The organism is Rhizobium sp. SG741 (assembly GCF_012275435.1).
Lineage (GTDB): Bacteria > Pseudomonadota > Alphaproteobacteria > Rhizobiales > Rhizobiaceae > Rhizobium > Rhizobium lusitanum.
On sequence record NZ_JAAZQP010000008.1, the window covers coordinates 118,073 to 131,354 of the forward strand.

The 13,282-nt window shown below is 61.4% G+C and carries 10 protein-coding genes; 7 read left to right on the top strand and 3 right to left on the bottom strand.

What is annotated here, in order from left to right; all coding sequences use genetic code 11:
- Positions 1–27 precede the first annotated feature (27 nt).
- The 3 genes from FHT29_RS20830 to FHT29_RS20840 all read left to right on the top strand — a co-directional run bounded on the left by FHT29_RS20830 (position 28) and on the right by FHT29_RS20840 (position 4,059).
- Complete coding sequence (locus FHT29_RS20830) at positions 28–2,151, top strand: molybdopterin oxidoreductase family protein (RefSeq protein WP_246703065.1); 2,124 nt, start codon at positions 28–30, stop codon at positions 2,149–2,151.
- The gene (locus tag FHT29_RS20835; RefSeq protein WP_092572796.1) at positions 2,148–2,741 is read left to right on the top strand and encodes an NUDIX domain-containing protein; all 594 of its coding nucleotides are present in this window, start codon (positions 2,148–2,150) and stop codon (positions 2,739–2,741) included. Before FHT29_RS20830 ends, FHT29_RS20835 begins: the two co-directional genes overlap by 4 nt.
- Before the next feature lie 148 nt (positions 2,742–2,889).
- On the top strand, positions 2,890–4,059 hold the full coding sequence (locus tag FHT29_RS20840; protein WP_168600096.1) for an alpha-D-ribose 1-methylphosphonate 5-triphosphate diphosphatase: 1,170 nt from the start codon (positions 2,890–2,892) through the stop codon (positions 4,057–4,059).
- Positions 4,060–4,112: 53 nt separating this feature from the next.
- On the opposite strand, the gene purN is transcribed toward FHT29_RS20840, so the two are convergent.
- Together purN and purM are read right to left on the bottom strand one after the other, a co-directional pair.
- A complete protein-coding gene (gene purN, locus FHT29_RS20845) occupies positions 4,113–4,784 on the bottom strand; it encodes a phosphoribosylglycinamide formyltransferase (protein WP_047552924.1) in 672 nt (223 codons plus the stop codon).
- Positions 4,781–5,854, bottom strand: a complete 1,074-nt coding sequence (gene purM, locus FHT29_RS20850; RefSeq protein ID WP_168600097.1) for a phosphoribosylformylglycinamidine cyclo-ligase — start codon at positions 5,852–5,854, stop codon at positions 4,781–4,783. Before purM ends, purN begins: the two co-directional genes overlap by 4 nt.
- A gap of 222 nt (positions 5,855–6,076) precedes the next feature.
- On the opposite strand from purM, the gene FHT29_RS20855 reads away from it, so the two are divergent.
- The 4 genes from FHT29_RS20855 (at position 6,077) to ppx (ending at position 11,736) form a co-directional block, all read left to right on the top strand.
- Complete coding sequence (locus tag FHT29_RS20855) at positions 6,077–7,207, top strand: AI-2E family transporter (protein WP_037194049.1); 1,131 nt, start codon at positions 6,077–6,079, stop codon at positions 7,205–7,207.
- Between the two features lie 2 nt (positions 7,208–7,209).
- Positions 7,210–7,923, top strand: coding sequence for a DnaA regulatory inactivator HdaA (hdaA, locus tag FHT29_RS20860; protein WP_047552928.1), 714 nt, complete (start codon positions 7,210–7,212; stop codon positions 7,921–7,923).
- Positions 7,924–8,001: 78 nt separating this feature from the next.
- Positions 8,002–10,203: an RNA degradosome polyphosphate kinase gene (locus FHT29_RS20865; RefSeq protein ID WP_047552932.1), complete on the top strand. Its 2,202-nt coding sequence runs from the start codon at positions 8,002–8,004 to the stop codon at positions 10,201–10,203.
- A gap of 12 nt (positions 10,204–10,215) precedes the next feature.
- Positions 10,216–11,736, top strand: a complete 1,521-nt coding sequence (ppx, locus tag FHT29_RS20870) for an exopolyphosphatase (protein ID WP_037194056.1) — start codon at positions 10,216–10,218, stop codon at positions 11,734–11,736.
- Between the two features lie 63 nt (positions 11,737–11,799).
- On the opposite strand, the gene FHT29_RS20875 is transcribed toward ppx, so the two are convergent.
- Entirely contained in the window at positions 11,800–13,158 is a 1,359-nt protein-coding gene (locus FHT29_RS20875; protein WP_047639247.1) for an esterase-like activity of phytase family protein, read from the bottom strand.
- Positions 13,159–13,282 lie beyond the last annotated feature (124 nt).

Consider the following 13,282-nt stretch of genomic DNA (forward strand, 5'->3'; position numbering starts at 1 on the left):
GGTCATCGCTTGAAATATAGAAACATCATGAACATTGCGACCCCTATTCAAGCCAAATCCCGCATTGGTCACACGGCCTGTCCGCATGACTGTCCGTCAACCTGCGCGCTGGAGATCGATCTGACGGACGACGGCCGGATCGGCCGCGTCCGCGGCGCCAATGATCATTCCTACACGGCCGGCGTCATCTGCGCCAAGGTCGCCCGCTATGCCGAGCGCCTCTATCATCCCGATCGTCTGATGAAGCCGCTGCGCCGCGCCGGCGCCAAGGGCGAGGGGCGTTGGCAGGAGATTTCCTGGGACGATGCGCTGGACGAGATCGCCGAGGCTTTCGTCAAGGCCGAAGCCAAGGACGGCAGCGAGGCGATCTGGCCTTATTTTTATGCCGGCACCATGGGCTGGGTCCAACGCGATTCCATCGATCGCCTTCGCCATGCGAAACGCTATTCCGGCTTCTTTTCCTCGATCTGCACCAATCCGGCCTGGACCGGTTTCACCATGGCGACGGGCGTGCTGCGCGGCCCCGATCCGCGGGAGATGGGCCGCACCGACTGCGTCGTCATCTGGGGCACGAATGCGGTCGCGACGCAGGTCAATGTGATGACCCACGCGGTCAAATCCCGCAAGGAGCGCGGCGCCAAGATCGTCGTCGTCGATATCTATGACAATCCGACGATGAAGCAGGCCGATCTGGCGCTGATCGTCAAACCCGGCACGGATGCGGCGCTCGCCTGCGCCGTCATGCACATCGCCTTCCGCGATGGCTATGCCGACCGCGCCTACATGGCCAGATATGCCGATGATCCGGCAGGCCTCGAAGAACATCTGAAGTCGAAGACCCCGGCCTGGGCAGCTGGCATTACCGGCCTTTCGGTGGATGAGATCGAGGCCTTCGCAAAGCTGGTGGGGACGACGAAGAAAACCTATTTCCGTCTCGGTTACGGTTTCACGCGCCAGCGCAACGGCGCCATCGCCATGCATGCGGCCGCCTCGATCGCCACCGTTCTCGGTTCCTGGCAATATGAGGGCGGCGGCGCCTTTCATTCGAACAGCGATATCTTCCGCATGGACGCGAGCGAGCTGACCGGCCGGTCCATGAAGGATCTGGATATCCGCATGATCGACCAGTCGCAGATCGGCCGGGCGCTGACAGGCGATGCCGTGGCGCTTCGCCATCGCGGGCCGGTGACGGCCATGCTGATCCAGAATACCAATCCGGTGAACATCGCGCCCGAGCAAAGGCTGGTGAAGCGCGGCTTTGCCCGTTCCGATCTCTTCGTTGCCGTGCACGAGCAGTTCATGACCGACACGGCCGAGATGGCCGATATCGTCATTCCCGCCACCATGTTCGTCGAGCATGACGACATCTACCGCGCCGGCGGCCAGAACCATATTCTTCTTGGCCCGAAGCTGGTCGAGCCGCCGCCGACCGTGCGCAGCAATCTCTTCGTCATCGAGGAGTTGGCCAAGCGTCTTGGGGTCGCAGATCGCCCCGGCTTCGGCTTTTCCGCCCGCGAAATGATCGACCGGGTTCTGTCGATGAGCGACCTGCCGGATTACGATTATTTCCTCGAGCATAAATGGTTCGATCGTCAGCCGGCTTTCAAGGACGCGCATTTTCTGAACGGCTTTGGCCATCCCGACGGCAAGTTCCGGTTCCGCCCGGACTGGGTCAACCAGCCGGCCCCAAACCGCCCGCCTGCGTCAGTCGGATTGCTCGGTCCTCATGTGGAGTTGCCGGAATTCCCGGATCAGGTCGATGTCATCGAAGTGGCCGATCCGGATCATCCGTTCAGGCTCGCCACCTCGCCGTCGCGCAACTTTCTGAATTCGAGCTTCGCGGAAACCAGGACGTCGCGGCAGAAGGAAGGCCGCCCCGAGGTGATGATCAATCCGGCCGATGCCGCAGCACTCGATGTCATCCATGGCGATCTGGTCCGCATCGGCAATGCGAGAGGCGACATCCGCCTCCATGCGCGCGTGACGACAGAGGTGAAGCCGGGTGTGCTGATCGCCGAGGGTCTCTGGCCGAATAAGGCCCATGTCGATGGCGAGGGCATCAACGTCCTCACCGGCGCCGATCCGGTCGCGCCCTACGGCGGTGCGGCCGTTCACGATAACAAGGTATGGCTGCGCAAGGATATGGCATGAGCGAATTCGGAAAGGCGAAAGCCGAAATCGTCAACGAGAAGACGTTGGCGGATCAATGGACCCGGCTCAGCAGCTATGATGTCGACTACACGGATTCGCGCGGCGAGAAGCATCGCCTGAAGCGCGAGATCTATCACCGCACGCCGGCCGCCTGCATCCTGCTCTACGATCCCGCCCGTGAGACGGTCGTGCTCGTCCGGCAATACCGTCTGCCGTCGCAGCTTGCCGGCCTGCCGGCATGGATGATCGAAGTGCCCGCCGGCCTGCTCGATGGCGACGAGCCGGAGGCAGCGATCCGGCGCGAGGCCATGGAGGAGACCGGCTTTCGCGTGCGCGATGTCCGATTTCTCTTCAAGGCGATGACCTCGCCGGGTGCCGTGACCGAGATCATCCATTTTTTTGCCGCCGTGATCGATACGTCCGATCGGGTCGCCGATGGCGGTGGGCTTGCCGAGGAGCATGAGGATATCGAGGTGTTGGAAATTCGATTGTCCGATGCGATGGCAATGATCGAGGCGGGCGATATCCACGATGCCAAGACGGTCATTCTGCTGCAATGGGCGACCCTGAACAGGGCGAGCCTGCAGTAGGTCCATCGAAGTCAGGGAGCTAGGCCCAAAACTATGCTGCCGCCTTCATCACCGTGTCACGAATCGAGACTACCGGGGCGTGCTGGCCGAAGACGTCCGGACGTGTCCGTGCCTTTCAGATGATAGACACTGTTTCAGGAGAAAGCCGATGTGGCTCAGCAATTTCACGCTCGTTCTTCCCAATGAAGTCGTCGACCAGGGTGCCGTGCGCATCGAGGATGGCGTGATTGCCGAAATCCGCTCCGAGCCGGTGGAGCAGGCGACCTTCGATGGCGGCGGACGCCTGCTGATGCCCGGGTTCGTCGATCTGCATTGCGATATGATTGAGCGCGAGATCGCGCCGCGGCCGAACGCCATGATGCCGATCGATTTCGGCATTCACGAGCTGGACAAGAAGCTGGCCGCCGCTGGCGTCACCACGGCCTTTGCCGCGCTCTCCTTTGCGACCGAAAGCGTCTACGGTCACGTCCGTTCGCTCGAAACCACCTCGGCTGTGATCCGCGGCATCAACAGCTTGCGCAATGACCTCCTGATCGATCACCGCGTTCATGCCCGCTATGAAATTACCAATCTGGGCGCGGCGCTGACCCTGGAGCGGCTTTTGAAGGACGGCGACATCGACATGGTCTCCCTGACCGACCACACGCCTGGGCAGGGGCAGTACAACGATATCGAGAGCTACATCCGCAGCATGTCCGAGCGTCGCGCCATGTCGCGCGAGGCTGCCGAGGAAGTCGTGGCGAAGCGCATCGCCCAGCGCCAGGATCCGGAAATCGAACGCAAGCTGCACGATGTGGTCGAGCTTTCGCTGAAGCACAAGCTGTCGCTCGCCTCGCATGATGACGACAGCGCCGAGAAAGTGGCGGCGATGCACGATCTCGGCGTGACCATCAGCGAGTTTCCAGTAACGGGACCGGCCGCTGAAGAGGCCTGCCGCCGCGGCCTCTGGACGCTGATGGGTGCGCCGAACGCGCTGCGCGGTCAGTCCATGTCCGGCAATCTCAGCGCCCTGGACGCTGCCCGCGCCGGCTTGCTCGGCATCATCGCCGCCGATTATCATCCGGCCGCTTTCGTGCCGGCGATCTTCAAGATTGCGGAGGTTGTTGGCGGTGGCCTGCCGGCGGCGGTTGCCATGGCAAGCGCCAATGCTGCCCGTTCGGCCGGCCTCAATGATCGCGGCGAGATCGCCGTCGGCCAGCTTGCCGATCTGGTTGCCGTCGAACCCGGCTCGGTTCATCGCATTCGCGCGACCTTCCGCGGCGGCCGCATCGTCTATAGCGACGGCACGATGCATCCGCTGATGGCGATTGCGGCTTGAAGAGAAAATCGAAGGGGCGAATTAGGGCGCCGTTCGGCTCCATAACTCTCTATTTAAGCCATGTCCCCAAGCAGTGACACGACCTGCCGTCCATGGGCGGCAGCTGTTCTGGCAAGGCTGATGGCCTTGCCGTCTTCCATCCCGACTTTGCCTTCCGCGAGCAGCCGCAGGGATTGCGGATAGAGCTGATGTTCGACCGTCAGCACACGGGCAGCCAATGCGTCCGCCGTATCGCCGGTCAACACCGGCACGGCCGCCTGGCCGATCACCGGGCCTTCGTCCATGCCTTCGGTGACGAAATGGACTGTGCAGCCGGCAACGCGCATGCCGGCGTCGATGGCGCGTTGATGCGTGTGCAGACCGGGAAAGAGCGGCAGCAGGGAAGGGTGGATATTGATGATCCGACCTTCATAGCGCTGGATGAAGCGGCCGGAAAGCAGCCGCATGTAGCCCGCAAGGCAGATGATGTCGGGCGACAAGGCTTCCAGCTGCGAAAGGATCGCCTCTTCGTGGGCGTCCTTGCTGGTAAAATCCTTGCGGACGAAGGCGAAGGTGGCGATGCCCTCGGCAGCAGCTTTTGCCAGTCCGCCGGCATCCGCCTTGTCGGCGATGACGGCGACGATCTCGGCCGGATAGTCGGGGGCCGCCGTCGCCTTCAAAAGGGCCATCATGTTGGAGCCGCCGCCGGAAATGAAGACGACGACGCGTTTGCGCGGCGTGTTCATAGAGCGAGCGTACCCTTGTAGACCGTGCCTCCAGCGCCTTCGGTGCGAGCAATCATGCGGCCGAGCGTTACCACAGCCTCGCCTTCGGCTTCGAGCGCTGCCTTCACGGCTGCAACATTGTCTGCCGCCACGACCACGATCATGCCGATGCCGCAGTTGAAGGTGCGCAGCATTTCCTTGGCCTCGACGCCGCCCGTCTTGGCGAGCCAGGAGAAGACCGGCGGCACCTTGACGGCGGCAAGATCGATTTCGGCGGCCAGATGCTTCGGCAGCACGCGCGGGATATTTTCGGGAAAGCCGCCACCGGTGATATGGGCGAGCGCCTTGAGCGCATGTGTCTCGCGGATGGCTTTCAGCAGGGGCTTCACATAGATGCGCGTCGGCGTCAGCAGCGCTTCGCCAAGCGCCTTGCCTTCTGCGAAAGGCGCGGGCGCGTCCCAGCCGAGGCCGGAAATCTCGACGATCTTGCGCACCAGCGAGAAGCCGTTGGAATGCACGCCCGAGGAGGCGAGGCCGAGAATGATGTCGCCTTCGGCGATGTCGCCCGATGGCAGCAACTGGCCGCGCTCGGCCGCGCCGACGGCGAAGCCCGCCAGATCGTAATCACCGTCGGAATACATGCCCGGCATCTCAGCCGTCTCGCCGCCGATCAGTGCGCAGCCCGCCTCGCGGCAGCCGGCCGCGATGCCGCCGACAATCGCCGCGCCCTGATCGGGATCGAGCTTGCCGGTGGCGAAGTAATCGAGGAAGAACAGCGGCTCCGCACCCTGGACGACGAGATCGTTCACGCACATGGCGACGAGGTCGATGCCGACGGTGTCATGATAGTTCGCATCGATGGCGATCTTCAGCTTGGTGCCGACGCCGTCATTGGCGGCGACCAGCACCGGATCGGTGAAGCCTGCGGCCTTGAGATCGAAGAGACCTCCAAAGCCGCCGATTTCGCCGTCGGCGCCGGGACGGCGCGTCGAGCGCACGGCGGGTTTGATCTTTTCGACCAGCAGATTGCCGGCATCGATATCGACGCCCGCGTCGCTATAGGTCAGACCGTTTTTTCCAGACTGGCTCATGCTTCCGCCTCCGATGGCCGCCCTTCCGTCGCGACAGGGCTCTGATCGGGTCGCCATTGCATGATAGGGGCGTTTATGCAAGGCGCAAGGGCGGCCAACCCCTCGATTTCCCCCGCTTCACAGCGCAACAGGCCGATTTCCGGCCGCAGGCTTGACCATAATTGCAGCATCATCCTATGTCCTAAGCAAGCGGCAGACGGGCCGGAAACAGCGGGGAAGTCGATGGAGCAAAAAGTCAGCGGGGCGAGCCTCAAGCGGCAACTCACTTTCTGGGTGATCGTGCTCGTCGTCTTCATCGGCTTTCTTTATCTCTTCAGCACGATCCTGCTGCCGTTCATAGCCGGCATGGCGGTTGCCTATTTTCTCGATCCGGTCGCCGACCGGCTCGAAAGGATCGGCCTCAGCCGCCTGATGGCGACGGTGGTCATTCTTGTCTCATTCGTGCTGGTCTTCGCGCTGGCGCTGACGATCGTCATTCCGATCATCATCAATCAGTTCAACGATTTCATCCAGCAGATACCGGCCTATGTGCAGCAAATGCAGCAGCTCGTCGCCAAGGCGCAGACGATGGTGCTGCCCGATTGGATCCGCAATCAGCTCGGCGCGATCAAGGACAATTTCTCCAGCATAATGTCCGATGGCCTGAGCTTTGTCGGCGGTCTGTTTGCGCAGATCTGGAGCTCCGGCAAGGCCCTCGTCAACATCATCTCGCTGCTGGTCGTCACGCCGGTCGTCGCATTCTACATATTGCTCGACTGGGACCGGATGATCGCCAAGGTGGATGACTGGATACCGCGCGACCACGTCGCCACCGTCCGTCAGATCGCAACGGAGGTCAACCAGGCGATCGCGGGCTTCATTCGCGGGCAGGGCTCGCTCTGCATCATTCTCGGCATATATTACGGCGTCGGTCTTTCGCTCGTCGGCTTGAACTTCGGCCTTTTGATCGGCCTGTTCACCGGCATGATAAGCTTCATACCCTACGTCGGTTCGCTGGTCGGCCTCATTCTGGCTGTTGGAGTGGCGCTGGTCCAGTTCTGGCCCGACTATCTCTGGGTCGGCCTGACGCTCGCCGTCTTCTTCACCGGCCAATTCCTCGAGGGCAACGTGCTGCAGCCGAAGCTCGTGGGCGAAAGCGTCGGCTTGCATCCCGTCTGGCTGATGTTTGCGCTTTTCGCCTTCGGCGCTCTCTTCGGCTTCGTCGGTCTGCTGGTCGCAGTTCCTGCCGCCGCCGCCTGCGGCGTCCTTGTTCGTTTTGCCCTTTCGCGATACCTTCAGAGCGATCTCTATTACGGACGCTCGGAAGCCGGCAAGGCGCGCAGAGCCAAGGCCGGAAAGCCCGAGAACAACTAGACATGACAGATGCAAAGAATGCTGATGTGAGGCGCAAACCCGCCGAACAGCTACCCTTGGCCTTTACGCACGACCCCGCAAGCGGTCGCGACGACCTGCTCGTCGCCGATCCCTTGAGCGCGGCGGTGAAGATCGTCGATTCCTGGCCGCATTGGCCGTCGCCGGTGGTGATCCTGGCGGGTCCCATCGGCTCGGGCAAATCGCATCTTGCCAGTATCTGGAGTGAAAGATGCGGCGCGATATCAATCCATCCCGTGGCGGGCTCGGACGCCGCCGTTGCTGCCGCAAACGGCCCGGTCATTTTCGAGGATGTGGATCGCCTGGGCTTCGACGATACCGAGCTCTTCCATGTCATCAACAGCGTTAGGGAGAACGGCACCAGCTTGCTGATGACGACGCGGCTCTGGCCGATGTCCTGGCCGGTCACGCTGCCCGATCTGCGCTCCCGCCTCAAGGCAGCGACGGTGGTCGAGATCGGCGAGCCGGACGAGGAATTGCTATCGCAAGTCATCGTAAAACTCTTTGCCGACCGCCAGCTTTATATCGATGATAAACTCGTCCTTTATATCGTCAACCGAATGGAGCGTTCCATGAGCGCCGCGCAGCTGATCGTCGACCGGCTGGACCGGCTGGCGCTGGGGCGAGGCACGAGGATTACGCGAGTACTGGTCGCTGAAGTATTGAATGAACTGGGCAATTCCGGTCAGGCGGATTGAGCCGACGTCGAGCTGTCACAGTTCCGTCGTCAAACTGATATACGTGGCACATGGGTTAGAGATGAGGGTAGGTGGAACATGGACTCGGCACTAACGGAACATCAGGACGCCAGCCAAGAGACCCCGGAGGCCACTCCTCCGATCAACGAGCTGCTGAGCAGCCCTGAACGCTTCATCAACCGCGAATTTTCCTGGCTGCAGTTCAACCGCCGCGTCCTCGAGGAGACGTTGAACACGGCGCATCCGCTTCTCGAGCGTGTCCGCTTCCTCTCCATTTCCGCCGCCAACCTCGACGAATTCTTCATGGTGCGCGTCGCCGGCCTCGAGGGTCAGGTCCGCCAGAAAATCCTCGTGCGCACGCCGGATGGCAAAACGCCAGCCGAGCAGCTCGATGATATCCTGCGTGAGATCGACAATTTGCAGATGGAGCAGCAGGCCTCGCTCGCCGTCCTGCAGCAATATCTTGCCAAGGAAGATATCCTGATCGTCCGTCCCGCCGCCCTTTCCGAGGCTGACCGGCAATGGCTCCACACCGAGTTCGAGCAGGCGATCTTCCCGGTTCTGACGCCCTTGTCCATCGATCCGGCCCATCCGTTCCCGTTCATTCCGAACCTCGGCTTCTCGATCGCGCTGCAGCTGAAGAGCATGAACGGCCGCGAGCCGATGACGGCGCTGCTGCGCCTGCCGCCTGCGCTCGACCGCTTCGTCCGGCTGCCGGACGCGAGCAACGTCATTCGCTACATCACGCTTGAAGATGTGGTGAACATCTTCATCCACCGGCTCTATCCAGGCTACGAAGTGCAGGGTTCGGGTACGTTCCGCCTGATCCGAGACAGCGATATCGAAGTCGAGGAAGAAGCCGAAGATCTGGTGCGCTTCTTCGAAACCGCGCTGAAGCGCCGCCGCCGCGGCTCGGTGATCCGCATCGAAACCGATTCCGAGATGCCGCTCGAGCTTCGCCAGTTCGTGGTGGAATCGTTGAACGTGCCGGGAAACCGCATCGCGGTTCTGCCGGGCCTGCTGGCGCTCAACACGCTCTCCGAGATCTGCAAGGCTCCGCGCGACGATCTGCGGTTCGAGCCCTACAATGCGCGATTTCCTGAGCGCGTCCGCGAACACGCCGGCGATTGCTTCGCCGCCATCCGCGAAAAGGACATGGTGGTCCACCACCCTTACGAATCTTTCGACGTGGTCGTGCAGTTCCTTCTCCAGGCTGCGCGCGATCCTGACGTTCTGGCGATAAAGCAGACGCTCTACCGTACCTCGAACGACAGCCCGATCGTGCGTGCGTTGATCGACGCGGCTGACCTCGGCAAATCGGTAACGGCCCTGGTGGAGCTCAAGGCCCGCTTCGACGAAGAGGCAAACATCCGCTGGGCACGCGATCTGGAGCGCGCCGGTGTGCAGGTCGTGTTCGGCTTCATCGAACTCAAGACCCATTCGAAGATGTCGATGGTCGTGCGCCGCGAGGACGGCAAGCTGCGCACCTATTGCCATCTCGGCACCGGCAACTACCATCCGGTCACCGCAAAGATCTACACTGACCTGTCATACTTCACCTGCGATCCGAAGATCGCCCATGACATGGCGAATATCTTCAACTTCATCACCGGCTACGGCGAGCCGGAACATGACATGAAGATCGCGGTTTCGCCTTACACGCTTCGCACCCGCATCCTCCAGCATATCGAGGGAGAGATCGAGTTTGCCAAGAACGGCCACCCGGCGGCGATCTGGATGAAGATGAATTCGCTTGTCGATCCCGACATCATCGACGCGCTTTATCGCGCCAGCAATGCCGGCGTCGAGATCGATCTTGTCGTGCGCGGCATCTGCTGCCTGCGTCCGCAGGTGCCCGGTCTTTCCGAGAATATCCGCGTCAAGTCGATCATCGGGCGCTTCCTTGAGCACAGCCGCATCTTCTGTTTCGGCAATGGTCAGGGCCTGCCGTCGGACAAGGCGCTGGTCTATATCGGCTCGGCCGACATGATGCCCAGAAACCTTGATCGCCGTGTCGAAACCCTTGTGCCGCTCACCAACAAGACCGTGCATGAACAGGTGCTTTCGCAGATCATGCTGGGCAATATCATTGACAATCAGCAAAGCTACGAGATATTGCCGGACGGTACTTCACGGCGCACGGAAGTGCGCAAGGGAGAAGAGCCTTTCAATGCGCAGCAGTATTTCATGACCAATCCCAGCCTGTCCGGCCGGGGCGAAGCCTTGAAATCCAGTGCGCCGAAACTGATCGCTGGGCTGTTGTCGGGCCGCAACAAATAAAACTGGACCTGCATGGTTGAATCAGAAGCCCAGGGGCGCCTTCCCGGTATTGCCCCGGTCTCCGTCGTCGATATCGGGTCGAATTCGGTCCGTCTTGTCGTCTATGAAGGCCACTCACGGTCACCGACCATCCTTTTCAACGAGAAAGTGCTTTGCGGCCTGGGAAAAGGCATAGCACTGACCGGAAAGATGGACGAGGAAAGCGTGGCGCGGGCGCTTGCGGCCCTGCATCGTTTCAAGGCGCTCTCCGATCAGGCGCGTGCATCGACCATCTATGTTCTGGCGACCGCCGCGGCGCGCGAAGCGAGCAACGGTCCGCAGTTCATTCACCAGGCCGAAGCCATTCTTCAGCGCAAGGTGCGCGTGCTTTCGGGCGAAGAAGAGGCACGTTTCTCCGCGCTCGGCGTCATCAGCGGTTTCTTCCACCCCGATGGCATTGCCGGGGATCTTGGCGGTGGCTCGCTGGAGCTGATCGACATCAAGGACCACGAGATCGGCAAGGGCATCACGCTGCCGCTCGGCGGCCTGCGTCTGTCCGAATATGCCGGTGGCTCGATCGATAAGGCGCGCGGCTTCGCGCGCAAGCATGTCAAGACCGCGAAATTACTGAGCAAGGGCGAGCGCCGCACGTTCTATGCGGTCGGCGGTACATGGCGAAGCGTCGCCAAGCTGCACATGGAAATCCGCAAATATCCGCTGCACATGATGCAGGGCTATGAAGTGCCGCTCGATGAGATGCTGCGTTTCCTGGATCAGATCGTCGAAGCGAAGGATTCGAAGGATCCGGCGTTTCAGGCGGTGTCCAAGCATCGCCGTTCGCTGCTGCCCTTCGGTGCTGTCGCCATGCGCGAAGTGCTGACGGCCATGAAGCCGTCCGTCATCTCCTTCTCCGCTCAGGGGGTTCGCGAAGGTTATCTTTATTCACTGCTGACGGAGGCGGAGCGCAACAGCGACCCGCTGCTCACCGCCGCCGGCGAGCTTGCTATCCTGCGCGCGCGCTCGCCGGAACATGCCCGCGAGCTTGCCGATTGGACCGGGCGGATGATGCCCTTCTTCGGGATCACCGAGACCGACGAGGAAAGCCGCTATCGCCAGGCAGCCTGCCTGCTTGCCGATATAAGCTGGCGCGCCCATCCGGATTATCGTGGCTTGCAGGCGCTGAATATCATCGCCCATACGTCCTTCGTCGGCATCACCCATGCCGGCCGCGCCTTCATCGCGCTTGCCAATTACTATCGTTTCGAGGGATTGAACGACGACGGTGCGACCGAGCCGCTGGCAACGATCGCTACGCCGCTCTACATCGAACGCGCCAAGCTGCTCGGCGGCCTGTTGCGCGTCGTCTACCTATTCTCGGCCTCGATGCCCGGTATCGTCCGCAACCTGTCGTTCCGCCGTTCGACAAAGCCTGATCTCGATCTCGAATTCGTCGTTCCGGCCGAATATCACGACTTTGCCGGCGAGAGGCTGGACGGCCGCCTGCAGCAGCTCGGCAAGCTCACCAATCGCCGCCTGGCCTTCTGCTTCGAATAAGCTTTGTGTTGCATGGGATTGAAGCCTCTCCCCGCACGGCAGGGAGAGGCGGTTTCATTGTGCTTACTTCGCGTTCAGGAAATCGCCGACTTCAAGAATGCTGAACTCGTTGTCGTCAGCCTTGTCGACGGCGCGGCCAGCCGAGAAGGGCAGGTTGTTGTCGTTGCCGATGATGATATGCGTGGCATCGACGCGGTCGACATTCTCGATGGTGACGAAGGGCATGTCGTAGAAGCCTTCGCCGCCGCCCTGGCGACGCTTGTGGTCCGGGTCCTCGATGCGCAGCAGATCGATATAGCCGATCTTGCGAACGGACTTGCCGACATTGGCGTCGCTGAACTCGATCTTGTAGACGCGCTTCAGCTCGGCGGGAGCCTCGAAGCAATCCGGCTTCGGCTGCTTGGGATCGGCGCAGGCCTTGTCCTTCGTGCCGGCGCCGTTGTCGCGTTCGATCACCAGGGCCGTCGTCTCGTCGAGCATGTTGAAGTCGCCAATCGACACACCCTTGTCCGCGAACGGATAAAGCCAGCTGCGGCCGGTCCAGCCCTTCGAGGCGACGTCGAACTCGATGACGCGGATGGCGGTGTGGCCGTCGACGCTTTCCATCTGGCCGTCATCCTTGTAGATCGCGCCTTCCAGCAGGCCGTAAAGCTTCGAGCCGTCCTTCGACAGGGCAAGGCCTTCGAAGCCGCCCGAACGCTTCAGGTTGAAGGCCGGCATCTTCTGCGTCGGGTTGCCCGGCAGCTGCAGCAGGGCGTTGTCCGGAGACATGACCGGCTTGCCGTCGACTGTCGTGGCGAAGACGTCGGTCAGCTGACCATTTGTATCGAACTTCAGCAGATAGGGACCGAATTCATCGCCGAGCCAGAAGCCGTCGGCGACCGGCTGGATCGATTCGATATCGAAATCGGAGCCTGTAAGATAGCGCTTGTCGGAGCCTTCGAGGACGATCGGGAAGGGGGCTTTCTTGTTCGGATCGGACAGGAACAGGTTCTTGACGACATCGACCTTGCCATTGTCCCAGTCGAACTTGAGCTGATGCAGGAATAGCATGGCGTCGCTGGAATTCTGCTTGGAGCCGAAGCCGTTGTCCGACAGCGTCCAGAAGGTGCCGTCAGGCATGGCCTTGATGCCGGAAAAACCCTGGATAGGCTGGCCGTCGAAGGGCAGCTTCAGATCGGTCACGCGGGCGCCGTCCTTGCCGGGCACGGTGCCGAGAGCGTCCGTGCGCTTGCGATCCGGCGTCGTGAATTTGCCTGACGTTTTCAGGAAGTCGGGTGCATCGGCCGGAGCGGCGATAATTGTGTTGGCGGGCAGGATGGCTTGCCCGGCAAGCTTCGCCGGAAATTGCTTTTCGTCGGCATGGGCCGAAGCGGCAAGCAGAATGAACAATGCCGTTGAGGCGGAAAGGATTCGAGTCATCATGTCACCTTGTTGGCCAGGATTGGCGAAAACAATCCCGCTTAACAGGCGAGCCATGTCGACGAATTAACGCTTGGGTGAAGATTTGGTGACTGTGGACAACCCATAGGATGTGAAGCTCAGG

What these genes read in the sequence shown, in the direction of transcription:
- hdaA (WP_047552928.1), top strand. Translation starts at nt 7,210, where the DNA reads ATGACAGATGCAAAGAATGCTGATGTGAGGCGCAAACCCGCCGAACAG.
- ppx (WP_037194056.1), top strand. Translation starts at nt 10,216, where the DNA reads ATGGTTGAATCAGAAGCCCAGGGGCGCCTTCCCGGTATTGCCCCGGTC.
- purN (WP_047552924.1), bottom strand. Translation starts at nt 4,784, where the DNA reads ATGAACACGCCGCGCAAACGCGTCGTCGTCTTCATTTCCGGCGGCGGC.
- FHT29_RS20830 (WP_246703065.1), top strand. Translation starts at nt 28, where the DNA reads ATGAACATTGCGACCCCTATTCAAGCCAAATCCCGCATTGGTCACACG.
- FHT29_RS20840 (WP_168600096.1), top strand. Translation starts at nt 2,890, where the DNA reads ATGTGGCTCAGCAATTTCACGCTCGTTCTTCCCAATGAAGTCGTCGAC.
- purM (WP_168600097.1), bottom strand. Translation starts at nt 5,854, where the DNA reads ATGAGCCAGTCTGGAAAAAACGGTCTGACCTATAGCGACGCGGGCGTC.
- FHT29_RS20835 (WP_092572796.1), top strand. Translation starts at nt 2,148, where the DNA reads ATGAGCGAATTCGGAAAGGCGAAAGCCGAAATCGTCAACGAGAAGACG.
- FHT29_RS20865 (WP_047552932.1), top strand. Translation starts at nt 8,002, where the DNA reads ATGGACTCGGCACTAACGGAACATCAGGACGCCAGCCAAGAGACCCCG.
- FHT29_RS20875 (WP_047639247.1), bottom strand. Translation starts at nt 13,158, where the DNA reads ATGACTCGAATCCTTTCCGCCTCAACGGCATTGTTCATTCTGCTTGCC.
- FHT29_RS20855 (WP_037194049.1), top strand. Translation starts at nt 6,077, where the DNA reads ATGGAGCAAAAAGTCAGCGGGGCGAGCCTCAAGCGGCAACTCACTTTC.